Here is a 21,215-nt window from a genome sequence, read left to right on the forward strand (position 1 = left end):
GGCCGCCTCCTTTCGCCGGGATGCCTCTTCATGGAATCATGCCGAAAATATACGTATCCCGCAGCCGCGAGCCGTCGGCCGACAAGCCGTCGTTGCGCAGCGTCGCTTCGTGCCAGAAGCCGAGCCGCTGCGGGATGGCCTGGCTCTTCTCGTTCAGCGCGTCGCAGCGAATCTCGACGCGCCGCGCCAGCAGCTCCGTGAACGCGAACACCGTGATGCCCTGCACGGCTTCAGTCATATACCCTTTGCCGCTGTGCCGGGTGTCGATCCAATACCCGATTTCGAACTTGCGCACGTTCCAGTCCGGATTGTGCAGCCCCGACGAGCCGATGAACTGCCCCGTCGCCTTCTCGAACAGCAGCAGCCGCATGTCCTCCCGGCGGATGAACTGGGCGTACGCCTCGCGCAGATTGGCCTCGGTCCGGTCCTCGTCCGGGTCCTCCTGGGCGAACGGAAGCCAGGCCCGCAGCTCCTTTATGGATGCTTTCATCGCCTCGCATACGGCGCGCCCGTCGCCCGGACGCGGCACCCGCAGCAGCAGCCGTTCCGTCTCGAACTGCGACGGAATTTCGAGCAGCAATGGATTCATCGTACATTCTCCTTTCCGCCCGCAGGCACCAGGGATTATCATCCCTTCATCGTAACATATTCCGACGCCTCGGGCACGAGATCGCCGGACCGGCGGATATCCGCCAAGCTATGCGGCCGGCCCTGGTTCGGCTTGAAGCCGTTCGCGATGGCAGGCCGAGCGTCGGGTTGGACCTGCAGCCCGGACACGTGCCGCGCTTCGATGCGCCGTCCGCAGCCGGCTATCCGCCGCCCTTGCGGTACTCGTAGTTCTCCTTGCACAGCTGAAGCAGCGCGTGCTTCAGCCCCCGCTTCGGCTGCGTGATGCGCAGCGGAGGCGCCTGCCCTTCCCCCGCCCGGCGCAGCGCGCGGCGGACCGCGGCGGGGTCGGCGACGCGGTTGACGATCAGCTCGTCCGGCTTGGTCTCCGCCCGGTAGCGCTGGACGAGAAACCGGTCGCAAGCCGTTTCCGCGTAGCCGCTTTCCAGCTCGTGCAGCTGGAAATCCCGCAGCATCCCCTGCTGCACCTTCGCGATCATGACGCCTTCGCTGCCGAAATAGAGCACCTCCTGATTGACGTTCGTTTCCCGGTCGACGATCTGGCGCTCCGGCGTCTTCTCTAAATTGCGGATATGCGTCAGCATGTTCTGCGCTTTCTCGAATTTCAGCTGCTCCGCGTACTCCGCCATCTGCCCGTACATACGGGAGAGCAAGGCGTCCTTGCTCCCGCCGAACAGCAGCTCGGTCACCTGCTTGACGTCCTTCGCGTAATCCTCCTCGGAGATATGCCCTTCGCATATGCCGCTGCACCGCCCGATATGGTACAGCAGGCAGGCGCGCTTCGGCAGCGTCGCGCACGAGCGGAGCTTGTAGTGGTCGGTCAAAAACTCCAACAGCTCGTTGCGGAACCTCGCATTGGCGAACGGACCGAACCGCTTGGGCTCGGCTTGCGGAGCTTCGGGCTCCGCCGCGGCATGCTTGTCCCGTTTGCCGGACGCCTCCCGGCGGTCGCGGAAATGCACCGCCAGCCGCGGAATCCGCTCCCCGGTCAGCTCCAAGTACACATAGCCGCTGTTGTCCCGCTTCAGCGCGCGGTTGTACGGCGGCTTATGGATTTTGATCAAATTGTTTTCCAGGAGCAGGCTTTCCGTCTCGTTGTTGACGAGAATAATCTCGATGCTCGCGATTTGCGCCACGAGCTCCTGCAGCCGCTTGCGCGTATGGCGGGTCGTGAAGTACGACCGCAGCCGGCTTCTCAGCTTCTTGGACTTGCCGACGTACAGCAGGCGGCCCGATGCGTCGCGCATCAGGTAGCAGCCCGGCTTCTCCGGGTAGTCGCCGGCCTTGAACGCGAACGGCGCCGAAGGCTCCATCTGTCCGTACCCCTTTCCGGGTGCCGCCGGTCCAAGCCGCGCGGCTCCAAACGTTTGTTCTCTGCCTTCATTGTACCTTCGCGGGGAATATTTGAAAAGCGCTGCTGCTAGTTTCATAGGAAGAAATTGGATGATATTGTGGTATACTGGTACAAAAATGAAAGGAGTCGATCGAGAATGACCGTTAAACTCGATATGATCGGCATCGTGGTCGAGGATATGGGCAAGGCGCTTGATTTTTACCGCACGCTGGGCTTCGAGATTCCCGAATCGGCAAACCGCGAACCGCATGTGGAAATCGCGCAGGAAGGCTTCCGGCTCGCCTTCGACACGGTCGAGGTCGCACGGGATGTCTACGGCAGCTGGGAGCGGCCGGCGGGTCACCGGATCGAGCTGGCGTTCCGCTGCGCGGACGCTTCGTCGGTGGATGCGCGCTACCGCAGCCTCGTCGAGCGGGGCTACGAAGGCCGCCGCGAGCCGTGGGACGCCTTCTGGGGCCAACGCTACGCGATCGTGGCCGATCCCGACGGCAATCTGATCAGCCTGTTTGCCTGAGAGGCGGAGGCGCGCTCACTGGCGGTTGGGTCAAGAGAGCAACTAAAGCGGCGGAGAAGCTGGATCGGGCCGGCGGGGTGCGATTCGGACGGGCAAGCATTTATATGTAGGTTTCCTGGTCACCTTCTTGGCCGCGAACTGCTTCGCTTCGAACCCATGCAGGTTGCCTGGTCACCGTCTACGGCGAACATACGCCGTTTCGGTCCTTCCGGTCGTGCCGCAGCAGCCCGAAAAAGCCGGCCATCGCCATTCGCGATAGCCGGCTTTTCCGCTCCCGCGCCTTCGTGCAGCGCGCCGCTGGCCCGCCTTCAGCGCAGCGCGCCGCGCTGGCCCGCCTTCAGCGCAGCGCGCCGCGCTGGCCCGCCGTCCGCTTCCGCGGCGGCTGCTCCGCCCGCGGCAGCAGCCCCAGCCGCTTCAAGTACGTCTCAAAGCGCGCCGCGTACTTCGCGAACGTATCCTTCGTCTCCAGCGCGATCGCCTCCGCGTGCTTCATCGTGCCCATCGCCTCGTGGCGCCGATAGGCGCAGAGCGGCTCCGGCACGAGCAGGAACGGCACGCCCGCGAGCAGGACGCGGAACCAATAGTCGAGGTCGTGCGTATAGCGGCGCGACTCGTCGAACGGGCCGATGCGGGTGAACAGCTCCTTGGCCATGACGACCGTGCAGCCGTTCACGGGGTTGCTGGTCCGGAACGCCCGGTAAAACTGTCCCTGCTCGAGGCCGGGCGGAATGACGTCGAACGCGGTCATTTTGCCGCGGCCGTCGAGGACGTCGAACCCGGTGTGGCTGATCAGGGAGCCCGTGGGCTCCATCGCCTCGATCTGCCGTTTGAGCTTATCCGGGTAAAACCGGTCGTCGGAGCTGAGCCACGCCACGTACTTGCCGCTAGCGAGGCGGAAGCCGGTGTTCAGCGCGCTCGCCGTGCCGCCGTTCGCCTTGCCGACGTAATGCACGCGCCCCTCGTACCGCTGAAGCTGCTCCTGGTGCTTCGTCGAGCCGTCGTCGACGACGATGATCTCGGTCTCGCCGTACGTCTGCCCGAGCGTGCTTTCGATCGCCTCCGCCACGTACGGATCGTTATAGAACGGAATGACGATCGTGACGAGCGGTTTGCCGGCATTCGAACCCATCTTCGTTCCCTCCTTCAAACTGTCTCCGGTACGCGGCCGAACGCGCGGCCGGCGGTCTCAGCCCCGCGTCCGCGCATCCTCGAGCGCGTCCCGCAGCGACGTCCGCAGGTCGTGCCGCGGCGCCCAGCCGAGCGCCGCGACCGCCGCGGGATCCGCCGGCGCGGGCGACGCCGCGTCCGAATCGCCGAATGCCCAGGGGAGCGGTACCCGCGCCAGCTCCCCGAAGACATCGGCGATCTCGCCGAGCGTCCGCATGACGCCGGACGCCACGGCATACGCGCGGCCGCTCTCGCCCGCGCGGAGCAGCGTCTCGTACGCGGCGGCGGCATCGCGCACGTCGAGCAGGTCGCGGCGCTCGGTCCGCGAGGAGAAGCGAAACGGCGCCGGCGCCGGCCCGCCGTCCGCCGCCGCGCGCTCCGCGCCCGCCGCGTAGCGCGCGAGCAGGCCGCACAGGCCGCCCGAGCGGCCGGGGCCGATCAGGTTCGACGGCTCCGCGACGAGCACCTCCAGCCCGAACAGCGACGCCCAGCTCCGCGCGACGAGCACCTGCATCGTCTTGCTCAAGGCATACGGATGCTGCGGCTTCGCCCCGGCTCCATCGCCGCCGGCGCCGTCCGGCTCGCCGGGGACGGCCGTCGGGAAGCGCAGCAGCGAGCCCGCCACCAGCGTGCGGCACGGCTTGCCGCGCCGCCGCACGCCTTCGAGCAGATGCACCGTGCCCATCACGTTGCTCTGCAGCACCACTGCGGGGTCGCTCCAGGAGGTGCCGACCGCATTGGCTCCCGCCAGATGGAGCACGTAATCCGGCTCCGCGCGCGCCACGAGCGCCTCCGTCTCGGCGCGCGACGCCAGGTCGCAGGCGAGTACGGCCTCGGCGGCGCCGAGCCAGGCCCATTCCGGCGCCCCCGCTTCCGGCAGCCGGCGCACCGCCGCGGCGACGCGCCAGCCGAGCGCGGCGAAATGGCGGCACGCGTGCTCCCCGCAAAACCCGCCCGCGCCCGTCACGAGCAGGCGCGGCCCGCTCATGCGCGCTTCATCCACTGCGCCAGCTCGTCGAGCATCGGAATGTAGCCCGTCATCCGGTATTTCCAATCCTTGCGTGTCGCGACGAGCGTCCGGTCGATCCGGATCGCTTCGTCGCAGACGATCCGGACGTCTTCCTTCTCGAACGCCGCCTGAAACAGCAGCAGCAGCGTCAGCTTGTTGACCGACTCGCTCGCCGTCAAGTGCACGAGCCCGCCGATCTCGGGTTGCTCCATGGCGTAGGCGACCGCTTTCGCGAGCTCCAGCGTCGTCACGCCGTTCCAGTACACGTTCGCGTACCCGTTCACCGTGCCGCTCTGCGCCAAAAACCATTTCAGCAAACCGATGCCCTGCGGCCGGATCTCCGGTCCGATGATCGACGTGCGGATCGTCAGATGCCGACCGTACAGCATCTCGCCGAGCGCCTTCGAGCGCGCGTACACCGACGTGCCGTCCGGATGGTCGCTCTCCGCATACGCCCCCCGCTCGCCGCTGAACACGCAGTCCGAGCTGATATGCACGACGCGCGCGCCGATGCCGTCCGCCGCGTAGCGCAGCCAGTGCGGCAGCAGGCCGTTCACGAGATACGCCCGGAGCGGGTGCGTCTCCGCGTCCTGGTTCAGCACGCCCGCCGCGTTGACGATAACGTCCGGACGAACTGCCCGGACGAGGGCGGCCGTCGCTTCCGCGTCGGTCGCGTCGAGTTCGAGACCCCCCGCACCGTCCGCCCGCCGCGTCGTGTAGACGACCTCGTGCTCCGGGTGCGTCTCCCGGAAATAGCGGATCAGCATGTGACCCGCCATTCCGTTTCCCCCAATGATCAGCAGCTTCATGACAGGAATCCGCCTCTGACGAGCATGGCGCGGATCTCGTCCTTCGACATCAGCGACTTGCTGGAGCAGTAGCTGTCGAAATCCACTTTCGGATGCGCGCTGTAGTGCTGGCGCAGCCCCGGAATGTCGATCGTCGGCAGGATGACGAGGTATTCGTCGTCGTAGGCGACCGTCGTCGCGCTCTCGTGCTCGGTCAGCAGAATTTCGTGGATTTTTTCACCCGGACGGATGCCGGTCTCGATCATCTCCGCGTCGATCCCCATGTCCTCCATCAGCACCGCGGCCAGATCGGCGATGCGGCAGGTCGGCATCGTCATGACGAAGATCTCCCCGCCGACGCTTTCCTGCGACGCCTTGAACAGCAGCGTGATCGCGTCCTGCAGCGTGAGGAAAAAGCGCGTCATCCGCATGTCGGTGATGCGCACCTGCCGCCTCGCGCGGATCTGGCTCGTGAACAGGTGGACGACGCTGCCGTTCGTGCCGAGGACGTTGCCGCCGCGGACGCAGACGAAGGTCGTATCGGAGTTCAGCAGATTGGCGTACACGATGAGCTTCTCGCCGATCGCTTTCGTCATGCCGTAGAAATTGGACGGGTTCGCCGCTTTATCCGTCGAGATGTAGATGACGCGCTTGACGCCGTTCGCGACGGCGGCCTCGATGACGTTCTGCGTGCCGATCACGTTCGTCTTGAGCGCTTCGTACGGCTGATCCTCGCACACGGGCACATGCTTCAGCGCCGCCAGATGGAACACGTAATCCACCCGCTCGCACGCCCGCATGAGCGCTTCCTTGTCGCGGATGTCCCCGATGCAGAAGCTGAGGCGCGGATCTTCGAACGAACGGCTCATGGCCACCTGGCTGGATTCGTTGCGGGAGAACACGATGATTTGTTTGGGCTGCCGAGGCAGCAGCTGGCGAATCAATTCGTAACCCCAGGACCCCGTTCCCCCGGTGACGAGAATGCGCTGATTAGTGAACATTCCATTTCCCTCCAAGCAGAAATTTGACCACTTTATCCGATACGCCGCCGGCCAAGTACCCCTCCGGGCACGCCCACTTCGCGGGCAGCGCGGTCATGACCGCCGCCGCTTCCTCGATCCGCTGCGGCTGCAGGCCGCAGACGACGTTGCTGCCGCAGTCGACCGTCTCCGGCCGCTCCGTCGTCGTCCGGATCGTCACCGTCGGTACGCCGAAGAGGCAGCATTCCTCCTGGACCGTGCCGCTGTCCGTGATGGCGAGCAGCGCGTGCCGCTCCAGCCGGACGAAGTCGAAGAATCCCATCGGCTCGTAGAACTCCACCCGCTTCTCCATCTCCACCGACACCGTGCCGGCGTCGATCCGGGACCGCGTCCGCGGATGGACGCTGCAGATCACGCGCTTGCCGAAGCGGCGCGCCACGCGGTTCAACCCTTCCAGGATGCCGGCCAGCCGCTCCGGCGAATCCACGTTCTCCGCGCGGTGCGCGGTGACGAGCACGTACTCGCCGGGGGCGAGGCCCATCCGTTCCAGCACGTCGCTCGCGTCGATCCGCGGCTCGTAATGCTCGATGACTTCGTGGATGGGATTGCCGGTCTGCACGATCCGGTTGCTCGGAAAGCCTTCCCGCAGCAGATTGCCCTTGCTGTACGGTGTGTACGGCATATTGATCGACGAGATCGCGTCGATGACGCGGCGGTTCTTCTCCTCGGGCACCGCGAGATCGTAGCAGCGGTTGCCAGCCTCCATGTGCACGACCGGGATGCCCATCCGTTCGGCGACGATCGCGCAGAGCGCGCTGTTCGTGTCGCCGAGCAGCAGCACGACGTCCGGCTCGTGCGCCGCCAGCACCCGCTCCGTCTCCGCGAACATGACGGACAGCTGGCCGCCGAGCGTCTGCTTTGCGTCCGTGAGCAGCACATCCGGCTGCCGCAGCCCCAGCTCGCGGAAGAACACGTCCGAGAGGGCAGGCGAGAAGTTCTGCCCTGTGTGGACGAGCACGTGCTTTTCGGCGAGCGCGTCCAGCTTTTGAATGATGAGGCTGAGGCGGATGATTTCCGGCCGCGTGCCCAAAATCGTAACGACGCGCAAAATGGTTCCTCCTTCGGTGTAATGTGCCTGCCGCTTCCTCCTACGAGGCGCGGCGCCGCTTCCTCCGGCCGGCGGCCGGCTTGCCGCGGCGCGCCTTCCCCGCCCGGCGGCCGCGCCGGAGCTTGGCGCCGCCCTTGCGGCGGCCGCGCTGCCCGCGGCGGGACCGCCGAAGCTTGCGCGACCGCCGCGCCGTCCGCGGCGCGTCGCCGATCGGCGCGCCGTGCGGCAGGCCGGCGATGAACGCGTCCGGCACGAGCCGCACGTCCTCCGGCCGGTAGCCGACGGCGGCGAATGCCGCCATCGTCCGGAACGGCCGCAGGACGCCGGCGCGCTCGAGCAGGTAGATCGCCGGCCCGCTGCCCTTGACGGTGCGCGGGAGCTGCGGCGCCCGCTGCTTCAGGAGATCGGCGAACCGGCGCAGCCGCTCCCGGTACGCGGCGATGCCGTACACCGCGTGCGCCCCGCGGACGTTGCGCGCGCCGACTGCCTGCAGCAGCGCTTCGTCGGCAAGCAGCGACGACACGAGGTTCGCCAAGCCGACGTAATCGCCCGTCGGCGCGACGTAGGCGGCGTTGCCCGTCGCCTGGCCGATCTCGGCGAGGCCGCCCGACCCGTAGACGACGACCGGCTTGCCGCACGCCATGCCCTCGAGCGCGGTCATCCCGAAGCCCTCGGCCATCAGACTCGGCACGACGAGAAGATCCATGGCGGGATACACCGTCGCCACCTGCTCCTCGAACCGGAGCCACCGGAACCGCTCCAGCACGCCGGCGTCCCGCGCGATGCCGAGGCATCGCTCGAAGTACGGCGCGTCGACGGGGTTGCCGACGATCAGGTACCGCGCGTGCGGATGGACGGCGGCGGTCCGGATGGCCATCTGCATGAAGTGCTCGAGTCCCTTGCCCTCGAAGATGGAGGAGGAGATGTAGCCGACCACGCGCTCGTGCTCCGCGAAGCCGAGCTGCCGCCGGCGGTCGGTGCGATGCCGGGCCCAATCTTCCGGCTGCAGCTCCTCCAGGTGCCAGGACGGGGGAATGAGCATCGTCTTCGGCAGCAGCCCCGGGGTGCGCAGCGGCGCGAGCGTCGTCTCGGAGATGCCGAGCACGAAGTCGGCATGCGCCTCGATCAGCGCGGCCGAAGCCGCCGTGAGCGGCGTCTCGCAGATCGTTTCCATCGCCGACCAGACGACCGGGATGCCGAGCGCCTTGCCGGCGATGGCCGGCAGCGGATGCACGCAGGTGTTGACGAGGACGGCCTGCGGCTGTTCGCGGAGCAGCAGCCGGAGCAGCTCGCCCCAAGCCGGCTCCCGCAGCATCGCGGCGAGCTCCGCCTGCATGTGCGGGAGCGCCAGGTAGAGCGAGACGACGAGCGGAATATCCTGCACGATGACCGGAACGCCCAGCTTGCGGGCATGGCCGGCGATGACGCCTTCGTTCGGCACGACGAGCGTGCAGGCGTAAGCCGGCAGGAGCTCGCGGATCATGAACAACAACAGCTTCTCGGCACCCGTCACGTACTGCGGACTGCAGATGTGCGAGAACAACAGCAGCTTCGGCTTCGTTTGCTTCAAACGGCCGCCTCGCCCGTTGGCGCTGGCCACGAGCAGGCGCTCACCTCCGTCCCGTATCGCTCTACTCTTCAAACCTAGTTTTTACATAGTATTTGGAAGGCGATTGAAGCGGCACGACATTTGAACCGCCAGCAAACGCACAAAATGGCGCGCTTTCGTCCGGGCGCCGGTCCCGGACAACCATTTATCCCGGAAACAGCAGCCCGAGCAGCTGCTCGATCCGCTTGCCGTACGTGTGGTCCCGCATCGTCCGGAGCATGCCGCGCATGGCGATCAGCTGCCGCTCTTCCTCGTGGTGCAAGTAATAGTCGATCTTCTCTATCATTTCCTGAGGCGATTCGTAGGTGACGATATCGTAGCCCGGCGTATAGAAGGAGACGAGGTCGCTGCGGACGTCCGTCAGCTGCAGCGTGGCGCAGCCGGCGATTTCGAATGTGCGCGGGTTCGGCGAGACCGCCCCGACGCCGCCGGTGTTGTTGTTGAACGTCTCGTCGAACGGGGAACGGTGCATGTTGATAACGATCTTGGCGCCGTTGTAATACCCCGCCGTCTCCATCGGTCCCATCCAGCGGCCGAGCTCGATCTTGGGAGCAATGAGGCGATAGTCCTTCAGCCGCTCCCACCAGATGCCGGAAATATGCGTATCCCGGGACGCGAGATACCGGGTCACTTGATCGAAAAAGCCGACCCGCCCCCAATACGCCGAACCGATGAAGCAAATCTCGCGGCGCCGGGCGCGCTCCGGGTTCCGCGGCCGGAAAGATGCGGGGTCCATCCCGAGCGGCATATAATGCACGACCGGGCATCCGATCTGCCGGTAATAGTCGACGCAGAGCAGCTCCAGCGTGAAGACGACGTCGTAGTGCGGCGCCAGTCTGGACGTGATGTCCGTGTAGTACGGGTCATCCGTGAACCAGATGGCCGTGCGGATGCCGGCTTCCCGCATGCGGTCGACCTGCGCGACGTCGAATGCCAGGCCGTCGAGCACGATGACGACGTCCGGCCGGATGCGCAGGGCCAGGTCGGCGACGGGCTGCTTCGTGTCCGTGATCGTCAGCTGCGTCACCTGGCCCCGGAACGCGTCGGCGATCGCCACGTCGAGGGGCGAATATGGGAAGCCCTTCCCCGTCGCCACGAACAGGACATGCGCCTGCTTCAGCGGCGGCGGCGGCTGGACGATGCGCTGCAGCGCGGCTTCGCAGCGCCCGAACCAATGCCCGTGCGCCCAGCCCGCCCGGAAGCCGGCGACGGCGGCCGGTGTCCTAGCGCGCCTGGCCGGCGCGCCTCGCCGGCGTCTCCGACGGGCGACGGTCATGCCTCTGCGCTTGCGGCTCAGCGCGGCGATCCGCGGCGTGCCCGCTACCATCCCAGCACCTCCGCGATCTGCTGCAGCCGGCGGACATAGGTATGGTCGGCGAGCGTGCGCCGTAGTCCCTTCAGCGCGATGGCGCGCCGTTCGTCCTCGTGCGTCAAGTAATGGTTCAGCTTTGCCTTCAATTCCTCCGCGCTCCCGAACGTCTCGATCTCGTCGCCCGGGCGGTAATACTGCGGCAGGTCCTCCCGCCGGTCGGTTAGCTGCAGCGTGCCGCACGCGGCGATTTCGTACGTGCGGGGATTGATGGAACGCCCCGGCAGGCCGAGGACGTTCTTGTTGTCCCTGCCCGCCTCGGTTGTCCGATGCAGGTTGATGACGATGCGCGCGCCGTTATAGTACTTGATCGACTCCTCGACCGGCAGCCAGCCGAGCCGGATGAACCGTTTGAGCTCCTTGTAGCTGCGCAGCCGCTCCCACAGGCCGCCGGCGATGAACACCTTGCGCGTCTTCAGGTACGGCGCGATGGCGTCGAACATCTCCACCCGGTTCCAGAACGCCTGGCCGATGAAGCAAATGTCGCTGCGGTACTTCGCCTCCGGCTTCAGCGGCTTGAACCGCGCCTGATCGACGGCGAGCGGCATGTAATGCACGTTCGCGCACCCCCGTTCCTGGTACATCGGAATCGTACTCAGTTCATGCGTCAGCACGGCGTCGTACCGCGGAGCGATGTACATCGTTTCCGCCGTGACGTACGGGTCGTCGGCAAACCAAATAGCCGTCCGGATGCCGAGCGACCGGACGGCGTCCACCTGCTCCAGATGATCCGGCGGAAATACGTGCAGCCCGTTCAGCACGAGCATCCAATCCGGCCGGACGAGCGCGGCGTGCTCCGCCATTCTCGCGGCCTCCGTCACGTACACTTCGCGCACCGTCTGGCGCAGCGCCTCGATCACGCCTTGATCGATCGCATCGAAGCCCTGCGGAACGTACAGCACGGTGCAGTCCCGTTTCGGCGGCGCGGCCGGCTGCAGGTGCCGGACCAAATATTCGCAGGCGCCGTCCCGCAAACCGTCCGCGTAGCCCGACACGTTGCCCTCCCGGGATGCGCGGGCGATTCCATATACCTTCGTTTGCACAGTCCCCACCCCTGGATGTTCATTCTTCTGAGCAATATATGCGAATGACAGGCAAGGCTCATGGTCTCTTGTCCGCGCGCGGTTCAAAATTGGCTGATGACCCCCAAGGCGAACGTACGCCGGCGATGACGGCGCTTTCGTTCGGAAAGCGCAAAAAAGGAAGTATAAATCTGGCAGCGCCGTCACATATTAAAAGAGGCCCAAGGCACGAACGAAGGAGGTCTTGATCATTCATTTCTCGAAGAAGCAAGCGGAACCGATCCCCGAGGAAGAAACGTCCATCTGGATATGCACCAACGACAACTGTTCCTGTTGGATGCGCAGCGATTTCTCGTTCGGGGAACATCCCAGCTGCCCGATCTGCCAATCCAGCATGACGAGCGAAATCAAAAGCCTGCCGGTCTTGACGAACGGAACGAAACGCGGCTTCCAATAAGACAGGCTGTAGGAGTTCCAAAGGCCAATTGGCGAGAAGAAACGAAAAACCAGGGAGCTCCCGTCTTGGATAGGACGAGGGCTCCCTGGTTTTGTGATGCGATGGAGGAAGGACCCCTCCCCAGCATCGCCCCTTGCCCGGATCGAGGCAAGCTTCCTTGTCGATCAGCGCCGAAACGCGGATGTCCGCCAGCCGCCTCCTTTCCGAGAGCGACGCACGCTGCGTCATTCGAGGCCGGCCGGCAACAAAATGGCCTTGACAGAAGTTACCATTGGTTATATTATAACCGTAGGTTAGTAACCATCGGTTACAATACGGGACGGAGGGATTTCATTCATGAGCTTTATCGTGTTTTTGCTGATGTTTACGGTCGTTTGCGGGCTGCTGGACGCCCGGGCCGGGGAACCGGCCGGAAGCGGTTCGCGCGCGGGAGGGATGCGCTGATGTTCGCGGGTCATTTCGCATTGGCTGCCGCCGTGAAGGCCGCGGATAAGCGGACGCCGATGTGGGCGCTGATGCTGGGCACACAGCTGCTGGACGTCGCGTTCGTGCCGCTGCTGCTGACCGGGCGGGAAACGATCGATACCGTCGTCGAGGGCGGCGGCTACGGCAGCAGTCTCATTCACGCCGGCTATACCCACTCGCTTGCCGGGGCCTTGCTCATCGGGGCGCTCGCGGCCTGGCTCTTCGGCCGCTTCCTGGGCCGGCGCAACGGCATCGTCGTCGGGCTCGTCGCGTTCAGTCATTGGCCGCTCGACCTCCTCGTCCACCGTCCCGATCTGCCGATATTGCCGGGGAATCCGGGCGGCTTGCCGCTGCTCGGCTTCGGACTCTGGGCGCATCCGGCCGTGAGCGCCGCGCTCGAGGCCGCGCTGATCGCCGCCGGCTTCCTGCTCTACTTCCGCTTCGCGCTCGCCCGGTCCAAGGCGGCCGGAGCCGGCACGCGGACGGCGCGGGCCTACTGGTCGGCGGCCATGCTGGGCCTGCTGCTGCTCGGCTCGCTCCTGTCCGATACGCTCGGCTAAGGCGGAACCGGCCGCTCCGGAGCTTCCGCCCCGCCGACTTGACTTCGCGGACGGATTGAACCATAATGTACCGAACTTGGTTGCGAACGAGGTGCGTCATGATTCGATACGTTTTCACGCTCCTGTGGGGCTTGTTCCTGTTCGTCTGCACGTGCACGTACAGCTTCAAGCGCATGATCAAACATGGAACCGTCGGCTTTCATCTGAACAAGCATCCGGATTGGCATCAGCTATTCCAGCTGCCGCTCGACGACATTCACAGCTTCCAAATGAAATGGTACCTGTTCCAGAAGCTCGGCCATTTTACCGGCTTCGGCATCCTCGCGGCGATTCTGACGGGCTTCGGCCGCAGCCGATTCGGCCTTGTCCTCGCCTTCGGCTATGCCGTCCTGACCGAGGTGCTGCAGCTGTATTTCTCGCGCGACGGCCGGCTCTTCGACGTGCTGATCGACGGCGCCGGCATCGTGCTGGCGTGGACGCTGCTCGGCCAGCCGAACCGTCCGGCGGCCAAGCGCGACGAACGAAGAAGCCTGCAGAAGTAAACCGCAACCGCGCATGCCGCGGCTCGATCGCTATACGGAGGAGGATCGGCTAGTCCGATTCCAGCCAGGCAAGAGCGCCCGGGGCACGGAACGTGCCCCGGGCGCTCTTGCCTTACCCGTTCTGCTGCTCGTACGCGATCTGGTGGCCGTCCTCGAAGCCCTTGGCGAAGCCGAGGTTGTACCCTTGATTGTACGCGGCGTCGAAAGCCGCGTTATAACGCCGGGTCGCCTGCAGGCGCCTGCGCGCCGCCAGCGTGCCCTTACCTTTGCCTTTGCCCGCGACGGAGCCCTTGCGGGACTTGGTCCGATTGCCTTTTTGCCGCGGCGCCGCGCTGCTCGCGCGTTTTTTCCCCGCCGCTGTGCGCCGTTTCGTTTTGACGGCTGGTGCGACCACTTCGGTTTCCTCCTTTGCGCTTCGGCGGTTCCCCGGTTCCTCCCGGCAGCGCCGCGCCGCGGGTCAGCCAAGGCCTGGCCGCGCCGCGGGTCAGCCAAGGCCTGGCCGCGCTCGTGCCGGCGTCCGCCCTGACCGCGCTTCTGCCGGCTTCCGGCCTTGCCGGATGGCGCTCCAGGGCGTGCGCCATCTCCGTGAGCGTGCGCTGCATCGCGGCGAGCGACTTCAAATTGCGCCGGATGGACTGGGCCATCGCCTGATCGTGCCGGGTTATGTCGCCGACGCTTTCCAAGATGCGGGCGACGGCCGTCTGGCTGCGGGACAGCGCGCCGATCAGCGCGATGCGCGCTTCGCGCTCCAGGCGGTCCCGGTCCACTAGTCTTTGTCTCCCATATCGAAGGAGCCGCTGCCGAGCATGCCGCCGAACCCGCCTTCCGCGTCGATGTCGTGGCGCAGCGCGGCTTTCAGCACGTTGGTCATGCCCATGTTCAGCTTCGTCAGCCCGTCGATCACTTCGACCAGCTGCTCATGGATCTGCAGCGCGGCCTTCAAGTGCTCCTGCTGGTCGCCGAACGCGTCCGGCGTGACGTGGTTGATCATCCAGGAACGCACCTTCTCGGTCTCCAGCGCCTTCGCCTCCAAGATCATCGCCACGTTCAGCTGCACCTTGGCGGAGGCGTCCAGCATCTTGGCGTATGCCCTCTCCCGACTCATGAACGTTCGCTCCCCTTCCTCCGCCTACTCTTCGTCCTCGACCGCGAATTCCTTCATGACCGCGCCCAAAGTCGCCGCGAGCGACTCCTGCAGCTCGGCGATGCTGTTCAAATAAGCGACGACGCTGCCCGTCACCGCTCTCGAATTGTCCATTAATTCTTCGAAGCCCCCGAATCCGGGATGCTGGTCGGGAAGCGCGTGCACGAGCTGCGCCATTCGGACGGCGACATGCCGTTTGCCCTCCAGGATGCGCGAAATCTGTTCGTGGGAATGGGACATATGCTCGATCATTTCCGTTACCGTATGCTGCACGATTCCGTCCTCCTCGCCTGATCGCATGCCGCGCCGCTCGGCGCGCTGCCGCTTCGGTCACTACCAGCATATGCGCGGCATCTGCCGCGCGGTACAGCGGGACATGCCGGGAACGCGAACGGGGACGCGCATGCGCCCCCGCGTCCGAACCCGCATCCTCCCTCGCGCTTACAGCCGCTCGGACACCCGCGCCGGCACGATGACGGGCAGCCCTTCGCCGAGCGCCGGCAGCTGCTCGGGCGCGAGCGGCTCGCCCCGGCGGAGCCGGAGGCCCCAGGCTTCCGCCGCCTGCGCGGTCGGCAGCCGGCGCCGCAAGCCGTTCTCGGCCAGGTAGAGCGCGCCGCCGTCCTCCCAGATCGGCGGCAGCGCGAGCCAGGCCGCTTCCGCCGCTTCCGCGGCGATCGGCTCGCCGAGCGGCCAGCGGCGGACGTCGATCTGCGAGAGGCGGACGACGGGCATGGCCGTCTCGCCGGCGATCGGCCGGCGCAGCCCGGCTTCGATCCAGTAGCGGGTCTCCGTCGCCCCGCGCACCGCGATGCCCTGCGGGTAGAACGCCGTCTCGCCCCGCGCCGGACGATCCGCTTCCGGCAGGCGGGACGCCTGTATCAACTCGTGGGGATTGGACCATTTCGCCGTATAGACGTCCCGGTTATGGTCATTCACTTCCTGAAGCTTTGAGCCGAGCGCCTTCATGCTGACGCTGCCGAAATGATGGATGAACGTGTCCCGCGCCGTCAGCAGCCGGTAGCCCTGCAGCCGCGCTCGGATGTTGTAATCGTCGTCCTCGAAGTTCCCGATCTCGAAGCCTTCGTCCAGATACCCCGTCCGTTCGAACAGCTCGCGCCGGAACAGCAGGCAGAAGCCCGTCAGCCGGTCGGTCGGCTGCCACTTCGCGGGATCGGAGACGTTGTACCGGCGGGCGAACGGGGCGATGCCGCGCTCGTCCCTATACGGCACCTCGATGCGCTGGTCGCCGCTGATGTAGTTGGTGACGGGGCCGACCATACCGACGGCGGGATCGCTGTGCAGGCAGGCGAGCAAATTGTCCAGCCACCGGTCCGTGACGATCGTGTCGTTGTTGAGCAGCAGCAGATTCGAGCCCCGCGCCATCATCAGGCCGACGTTGACCGCGCCGGCGAAGCCCCGGTTCCGCTCCAGCACCCGGAAGCGCACGCCGCCGCCGGCCCCGGCCGACTGGAGGTAGGCGCCGGTGCCGTCCGAGGACGCGTTGTCCACGACGATGATTTCGTACGGAACGGACGTGTGCATCTGGATGCTCGCAAGGCATTTCTTTAAATACCCCAGCTGGTTATAGCTCGGAATGATGATGCTCGTGCCGTCGAACACCGTCCCGAAGCTCTCGGTTCCGGCCCGGACGCCCTCGGCGTAGCCCGCGTTCGCGCCGGCGTCGAACCGGCTCCGGAACCCGGCCGTCCGCCGTCCGGTCCGGGAACGGGGCCGGCGCTTGCGGTCGCGGCGCCGGCGCGCTTGCGCTTGTTTTTTCATGAAGTCCCTCTCTTTCCGTCGTTGCCGCTCGAATCACAGCGCGTATTTGCCCTTGACGATGCCATCCGCCATGTGGCCGAAGTCCAGCGCGGCGCGGCCCATCTCCCCGGCGATCCGGGTGCACAGCATGACCGCCGCGATGCCCGCGGAGACCAGCGCGAGGTCGAAATCAAGCCCCCGGATCTCCTGCATCACGCGCTCGACGTCGCCGACCCCGTTCACGGGACTGATCGCGCCGGTGACCGCATAGCCCCGCTGATGCAGTACGTGGCCGAGCGCCGGAGCCCAATTGCCGACGACGAGCAGCCGCTTGCCTGCCAGCAGCCGTCCCAGCAGCCCCGTCTCATGCAGGCTGTAATTAACGGCCGAATGCGTCATCCGCAGGCTCTCCGGCGGAATCTGATGACCGCGCAGCACCGGATGGAGCAGCGGCTGGAAATGCTTGCGGCGCGACAACGGCACGCCGACGATATGGGCCTGCCGAATCGCGGCGGCCAGTTCGTCCCGGGCCCGCAGATCCGGCGGGCGCACCCCCGCGTACGGCAGAAACCCGCCTTCCCGCCGGATGGTCTCCGCGTCGTGCACGATTTCCTGCGCGAGCGTCAGCAGCTCGCCGTCCCCCAGCCGCACGACCGCGCACGGACGGCGCTCCCGGATCGCGGCTTCCATCTCCTCGTAGACCTCGGCCACGTCGAGCAGCGGCAGGCAGCGGTGCGCGATTTGCGCAGCGCCGAGCGAGATGACGTCCCGCAGACTGATCTCGGGCAGCAGCCGGTTGATCGGCGTCGACTGCTCCAGCAGCAGCTCGCCGCCTTCGTACAGCCCCCGGTCATAGCCCGCCATGTAGGCGTTCTCATTGTACGATTCGCGCCCCGGACCGTTGGCGGACGGCAGCCCCGCTTCCCCCGGCTGAACCGGGAAGCGGCCGGACGGACGCCGGACGCGTCCCCGCCCGCGGCGCTTCCCCGCCGCGCCCCGGCGCTTCCTTGTCCGCTTCTTGCCGGCGGACCGGCGGGCCTTCGACCCGCTTGCGGCAGGCGCGGAGGCGGCTTTCGCGCTTCGGCCCCCGGGGGAGCGCTTCGCTTTCGGATTGGCGGCGTTCTCGGCTCCGGCGCCTGGCCGCGCGTCCTGCGCGCCGGCATCAGGCGGCCCCTGGACGGCGGCGGTTCTCACGCGCCTTGCGGCTCCCACGCGGTTCATGGCGTATCCCCCATCAGTTTCCGCGATGCCTCGAGCAGCGAGCCGAAGGTCCCGGCGTCCGTCCACCAGCCGCTCAAGTGCCGATAGTCCAGCTTTCCTCTGGCCGCGTAGGCGTTGTTCACGTCCGTGATCTCCATCTCGCCGCGCTGCGACGGCATCTGCTGCCCGATCAGGTCGAAGACGGTGCCGTCGTACATGTAGATGCCCGTCACGCAGCTGTCCGTCCGCGGCGCCGCCGGCTTCTCGTCGATGTGCGCGATGCGGCCCGCCTCGTCGAAGACGGGAACGCCGTAGCGTTCGGGATCCGGCACTTGCTTCAGCAGAACCATCGCCCCGTCCGCCTGCGCCCGGAACGCGTCGAGATGCGGCTTGAGCGGCTCCTCGAACAAATTGTCGCCCAGCAGCACGACGAATTTGCCGTCCTCGCCGACGAACGGCCGCGCCAGCTCCAGCGCCTGCGCGATGCCGCCCGCTTCTTCTTGGACCCGGTAGGTGAGCGACACGCCGTACTCCCTGCCGCCGCCGAGGAACGAAGCGAAGTCCCCGAGGGCGTCCGGACCGGTCACGAGCAAGATGTCCGTAATGCCCGCGGCCCGCAAACTGCTCAGGCCGTGGCAAATCATCGGCAGCCTGCCCACCGGCAGCATATGCTTGTTCAGCAGCTTCGTCAGCGGCCGAAGCCGCGTCCCCGTCCCGCCGGCCAAGATTACAGCTTTCAAATGAACGACCTCCTAACGGTTACATGAAATTCGCAGGATCAATCTGCCATTTTGCGATGAATAGCGACCGGTTGCGCTCGACGAGCCGCTGCAGCTCCGCCGCGTTGTTCCGTTTGAAGCTCGCCGAGCCTTGATGGTGAACGAAGACGTCCCGGCACATCAGCAGGCCGAAGCCGTGCATCCGGGCGCGGAAGCAGTAATCGTCGTCCTCGTAATGTCCGGGCGAAAACCGCTCGTCGAGCTCGCCGATCCGATCGTACAGCGCGCGGCGGAACAGCATGCAGAACCCGATCAGGCGAAGAATCGGCTCCCATGCGTTCGCCTCGCGGACCCGCGCTTCAGCGGCCGCGCGGTGAAAATCCGCCGGCGATTCGAACGGATACCCGATCTGCTGCCTGCCGCTCGCGTAGTTCGTCACGGGGCCGACGATGCCGACGTCCTCGCGGCTGTGCAGCGCCTGCAGCAGGCCTTGCAGCCAGCCGGACGAGACGGTTACGTCGTTGTTCAGCAGCAGGAAGTGATCGCCGTTCGCGGCGCGCATGCCGAGGTTGCACGCGACCGGAAAGCCGGTGTTCCGCGCCAGCGATACGCAGGTCAGCCCTTCGCCGGCGCACCAATGCGCCGTGCCGTCGGCCGAGCCGTTGTCGACGACGATGATCTCGTACGGCGTCTGTGCGGGATCCGTGTACAGGCGGATCGACGTAACCGCCGTCTTGACCAGCTCCAGCGCATTGTACGTCGGTATGATGATGCTCGTCATGCCGAATGCGGCGTTCATGCCTTTCATGGCGTTCTCCCTCCCGCGGTCGACCGGCGCCGGGCAAGATCGGGCAGCGACAGGCGCGCGCCCTTCGCGCCCATGGCGGCCCGCAGCGCCTCGATGTGATCGCCCGCCTCCAGCTTCGCCTTCGCCGCAGCGCCGGCAGCATCCGCGGCGGGGCCGGACTTCGGCGCGACGATCGGAGTGCAGCGGATGCGCAGCCCCTGCTCGAGCGCCGCACGCTGCGCCATCGGCGGCACCGCGAGCTGCGGCAGGCCGACGCGCTCCAGGCCGGCGCGCGACCAGACATGCGGCAGCACGGCGACGGAATTGGCTTTCAGCTCGGGATGGCCCAGCGACCAGTTCACGAACGCCCGAACGCGCGCCGCGTCATCCCAGCCGCGGAACGGGCCGAGCCGCCTGCTGACATCGGCCAGCACCAGGTCGCTGCCGGAGCGGGCTTCCGCCAGCAGCACCGCCAGTTGCTCCGCCGGCACCGCCGCTTCGCCGTCGGCGAACAGCACCAGCTCCGCCCGCGTCATCCGTGCGCCGACGGTCCGGCCAACGTCCGCGCCGAGCCGCTCCTGCGTATGGACGATCGTAATGTCGGGGAGCGCCCGCAGCCGCGCGAACGCTTCCGGTCCGCCGTCTTCCAGCACTACGATCACGTCCTGGAACGGCAGGCGCAGCAGCTGCTCCACCGCTTCGGCCGACGCGCGGCTCCCGGCCAGCACGACGGCCGACGCGGTCTTCGCCAGCGCCACCGGCACCCAGCCGCTTCGCGGCAGGCGCAGTCCGTCGGCGAAGCCGTCCGCGTAAGCCCGGCCCTGCGCCGGTCCCCGCGCGCGCCGGCTTCGCTGGCAGTACCGCGTCCAATGCTCGTTCATCCGCAGCTTGGCAGCCATGCCGGCCATGGTGCCGCCTCCCTTAGGAAGCGCCGAGGCATCGGCGAAGCCTGCCATATACGCGGGCCTGAGCGCCCCCGAATATCCGCTCCGGCCCATCCGGCGTGGGAGCGCGGCCGCTCTCGGCGCGGCCTTCGCGCGGCTCTTCCGGACGCGTCCTCCTCCCCGTGCGCCGGGGCGTCCTCTTCTCGTCGCTCGCATGTCATCACCTCGCAAATTCGCGTTTTCGCTCCGCGTCGCCGTAACCGCCGCGGTCGTCGGAGTGGCCGGCGAGCCAGTCGATCGCTTCCAAGTGATCGCCGACGATGAGCCGCTCCAGCGGATTCGTGCGCTCCCTCTTCCTGCGCAAGAGATTCAGCTTGCCGACATTGATATGTTTGACCGGCTTCACCGCGAATCCGAGCCGGACCGCCTTGGCATGCGCGAGCGGCGGCACGGCCAGGGCGTCGGCGCCGATGCCCTGCAGCGCCCGGCGGCTGATCGCGTGCGGCACCGCCGTCATGGACGTGCCGTGCAGGTCGGGGCGTCCCAGCAGCACGTTCAGCGCATGCTTGGCGAGCACGACGCTGTGCACGAGCGCTTTGTTCGTTGGTCCCGAGTAATCGTTCAGCGCCACGTCCGCCTCGCCCGTCAGGACGGCATGCGCGAAGGGCTTCAGCTGCGCCGCCGGGATGACCATGTCCCCGTCGATGAACAGCAGCGCCTTGCCCTTGGCCGCCATCGCCCCGACGGCGCGGCCGACGTCATGGCCGAGCGCCTCCGGATAGACGAGAACCCGGGCGCCCTTGCTCTGCGCGATCGCCGCGGACCCGTCCGTCGAGCCGTTCACGACGACGATCACCTCCGTCTGCGGATGAACGTGCCGCGCCTGGTCGATGACCCGCCCTATCGTGCGCCGTTCGTTCATGACCGGCACGATGACGGATACGACGGGCTCGCTCCCGGGCGGAGGCGCGGCGAACGGCAGCGCCTCCGGCAGGCTCGCGGCCGGCGGCTGGGCTTGCGCAGCCGACGCCGGCGCTTTCGCCGCCGCGGGCGCGGCGGGCCAAGGCGGCGTCAGGGAAGCCGCCGCCGGCTCCGGCCGCTTCGCCCTGCCGGCCCGCTTCGGCGCGGCCGTCCGTGCCGCCGCCTGCCGGC

23 protein-coding genes are annotated in these 21,215 nt (G+C 66.8%); 4 read left to right on the forward strand and 19 right to left on the reverse strand.

Translation table 11 applies throughout. The annotated features are described in order from the left end of the window. Positions 1-28 precede the first annotated feature (28 nt). Both ACFPB1_RS16545 and ACFPB1_RS16550 read right to left on the reverse strand, forming a co-directional pair. Positions 29-589: a GNAT family N-acetyltransferase gene (locus tag ACFPB1_RS16545; protein ID WP_379227214.1), complete on the reverse strand. Its 561-nt coding sequence runs from the start codon at positions 587-589 to the stop codon at positions 29-31. 220 nt (positions 590-809) lie between these two features. Beyond that, the gene (locus ACFPB1_RS16550; RefSeq protein ID WP_379227215.1) at positions 810-1,940 is read right to left on the reverse strand and encodes a GIY-YIG nuclease family protein; all 1,131 of its coding nucleotides are present in this window, start codon (positions 1,938-1,940) and stop codon (positions 810-812) included. A 177-nt stretch (positions 1,941-2,117) separates the two neighbouring features. Between ACFPB1_RS16550 and ACFPB1_RS16555 the strand changes: the two genes are divergently transcribed. Continuing rightward, the gene (locus ACFPB1_RS16555; RefSeq protein WP_379227216.1) at positions 2,118-2,495 is read left to right on the forward strand and encodes a VOC family protein; all 378 of its coding nucleotides are present in this window, start codon (positions 2,118-2,120) and stop codon (positions 2,493-2,495) included. A 337-nt stretch (positions 2,496-2,832) separates the two neighbouring features. On the opposite strand, the gene ACFPB1_RS16560 is transcribed toward ACFPB1_RS16555, so the two are convergent. The 8 genes from ACFPB1_RS16560 to ACFPB1_RS16595 form a co-directional block, all read right to left on the reverse strand. Next, complete coding sequence (locus ACFPB1_RS16560) at positions 2,833-3,624, reverse strand: glycosyltransferase (protein WP_379227217.1); 792 nt, start codon at positions 3,622-3,624, stop codon at positions 2,833-2,835. Between the two features lie 57 nt (positions 3,625-3,681). After that, entirely contained in the window at positions 3,682-4,650 is a 969-nt protein-coding gene (locus ACFPB1_RS16565; RefSeq protein ID WP_379227218.1) for an NAD-dependent epimerase/dehydratase family protein, read from the reverse strand. Beyond that, on the reverse strand, positions 4,647-5,480 hold the full coding sequence (locus ACFPB1_RS16570) for a dTDP-4-dehydrorhamnose reductase family protein (protein ID WP_379227219.1): 834 nt from the start codon (positions 5,478-5,480) through the stop codon (positions 4,647-4,649). The genes ACFPB1_RS16565 and ACFPB1_RS16570 overlap by 4 nt, the downstream gene beginning before the upstream one ends. Beyond that, the gene (locus ACFPB1_RS16575) at positions 5,477-6,460 is read right to left on the reverse strand and encodes a polysaccharide biosynthesis protein (RefSeq protein ID WP_379227220.1); all 984 of its coding nucleotides are present in this window, start codon (positions 6,458-6,460) and stop codon (positions 5,477-5,479) included. The genes ACFPB1_RS16570 and ACFPB1_RS16575 overlap by 4 nt, the downstream gene beginning before the upstream one ends. After that, a complete protein-coding gene (gene wecB, locus ACFPB1_RS16580; RefSeq protein ID WP_379227221.1) occupies positions 6,450-7,547 on the reverse strand; it encodes a non-hydrolyzing UDP-N-acetylglucosamine 2-epimerase in 1,098 nt (365 codons plus the stop codon). The genes ACFPB1_RS16575 and wecB overlap by 11 nt, the downstream gene beginning before the upstream one ends. A 40-nt stretch (positions 7,548-7,587) precedes the next feature. Continuing rightward, positions 7,588-9,117 carry a glycosyltransferase family 4 protein gene (locus ACFPB1_RS16585; protein ID WP_379227222.1) on the reverse strand — a complete coding sequence of 510 codons (1,530 nt, stop codon included), beginning with the start codon at positions 9,115-9,117 and terminating at the stop codon, positions 7,588-7,590. A 184-nt stretch (positions 9,118-9,301) separates the two neighbouring features. Beyond that, positions 9,302-10,483 (reverse strand): CgeB family protein, encoded by a 1,182-nt coding sequence (locus tag ACFPB1_RS16590; protein ID WP_379227223.1) that lies wholly within the window; start codon positions 10,481-10,483, stop codon positions 9,302-9,304. Further along, complete coding sequence (locus tag ACFPB1_RS16595; protein WP_379227224.1) at positions 10,477-11,568, reverse strand: CgeB family protein; 1,092 nt, start codon at positions 11,566-11,568, stop codon at positions 10,477-10,479. Before ACFPB1_RS16595 ends, ACFPB1_RS16590 begins: the two co-directional genes overlap by 7 nt. A 223-nt stretch (positions 11,569-11,791) precedes the next feature. Between ACFPB1_RS16595 and ACFPB1_RS16600 the strand changes: the two genes are divergently transcribed. From ACFPB1_RS16600 to ACFPB1_RS16610, 3 genes are all read left to right on the forward strand, one after another. Continuing rightward, positions 11,792-12,004 (forward strand): cold-shock protein, encoded by a 213-nt coding sequence (locus ACFPB1_RS16600; protein ID WP_379227225.1) that lies wholly within the window; start codon positions 11,792-11,794, stop codon positions 12,002-12,004. Between the two features lie 443 nt (positions 12,005-12,447). After that, complete coding sequence (locus ACFPB1_RS16605) at positions 12,448-13,029, forward strand: metal-dependent hydrolase (protein WP_379227226.1); 582 nt, start codon at positions 12,448-12,450, stop codon at positions 13,027-13,029. A 98-nt stretch (positions 13,030-13,127) separates the two neighbouring features. Next, complete coding sequence (locus ACFPB1_RS16610; RefSeq protein ID WP_379227227.1) at positions 13,128-13,571, forward strand: VanZ family protein; 444 nt, start codon at positions 13,128-13,130, stop codon at positions 13,569-13,571. 112 nt (positions 13,572-13,683) lie between these two features. On the opposite strand, the gene ACFPB1_RS16615 is transcribed toward ACFPB1_RS16610, so the two are convergent. The 9 genes from ACFPB1_RS16615 to ACFPB1_RS16655 form a co-directional block, all read right to left on the reverse strand. Further along, entirely contained in the window at positions 13,684-13,965 is a 282-nt protein-coding gene (locus ACFPB1_RS16615) for a hypothetical protein (protein ID WP_379227228.1), read from the reverse strand. 372 nt (positions 13,966-14,337) lie between these two features. After that, the gene (locus ACFPB1_RS16620) at positions 14,338-14,676 is read right to left on the reverse strand and encodes a restriction endonuclease subunit S (RefSeq protein WP_379227229.1); all 339 of its coding nucleotides are present in this window, start codon (positions 14,674-14,676) and stop codon (positions 14,338-14,340) included. Positions 14,677-14,700: 24 nt separating this feature from the next. Then, complete coding sequence (locus tag ACFPB1_RS16625) at positions 14,701-14,988, reverse strand: nucleoside-diphosphate sugar epimerase (protein ID WP_379227230.1); 288 nt, start codon at positions 14,986-14,988, stop codon at positions 14,701-14,703. 168 nt (positions 14,989-15,156) lie between these two features. After that, on the reverse strand, positions 15,157-16,494 hold the full coding sequence (locus tag ACFPB1_RS16630) for a glycosyltransferase family 2 protein (protein WP_379227231.1): 1,338 nt from the start codon (positions 16,492-16,494) through the stop codon (positions 15,157-15,159). Positions 16,495-16,527: 33 nt separating this feature from the next. Next, a complete protein-coding gene (locus ACFPB1_RS16635; protein ID WP_379227232.1) occupies positions 16,528-17,694 on the reverse strand; it encodes a GT-D fold domain-containing glycosyltransferase in 1,167 nt (388 codons plus the stop codon). After that, positions 17,691-18,413 carry a sugar phosphate nucleotidyltransferase gene (locus ACFPB1_RS16640; protein ID WP_379227233.1) on the reverse strand — a complete coding sequence of 241 codons (723 nt, stop codon included), beginning with the start codon at positions 18,411-18,413 and terminating at the stop codon, positions 17,691-17,693. Before ACFPB1_RS16640 ends, ACFPB1_RS16635 begins: the two co-directional genes overlap by 4 nt. A gap of 19 nt (positions 18,414-18,432) precedes the next feature. Beyond that, on the reverse strand, positions 18,433-19,200 hold the full coding sequence (locus ACFPB1_RS16645) for a glycosyltransferase family 2 protein (protein WP_379227234.1): 768 nt from the start codon (positions 19,198-19,200) through the stop codon (positions 18,433-18,435). Further along, positions 19,197-20,087, reverse strand: coding sequence for a glycosyltransferase (locus tag ACFPB1_RS16650; RefSeq protein ID WP_379227235.1), 891 nt, complete (start codon positions 20,085-20,087; stop codon positions 19,197-19,199). The genes ACFPB1_RS16645 and ACFPB1_RS16650 overlap by 4 nt, the downstream gene beginning before the upstream one ends. 196 nt (positions 20,088-20,283) lie before the next feature. Continuing rightward, positions 20,284-21,215, reverse strand: a 932-nt coding sequence (locus ACFPB1_RS16655; protein ID WP_379227236.1) for a glycosyltransferase family 2 protein, incomplete at its 5' end; no start/stop codon positions are given.

Source organism: Paenibacillus sp. GCM10023250 (assembly GCF_042653205.1).
In the GTDB taxonomy this organism is placed as follows: Bacteria; Bacillota; Bacilli; order Paenibacillales; family Paenibacillaceae; genus Paenibacillus_Z.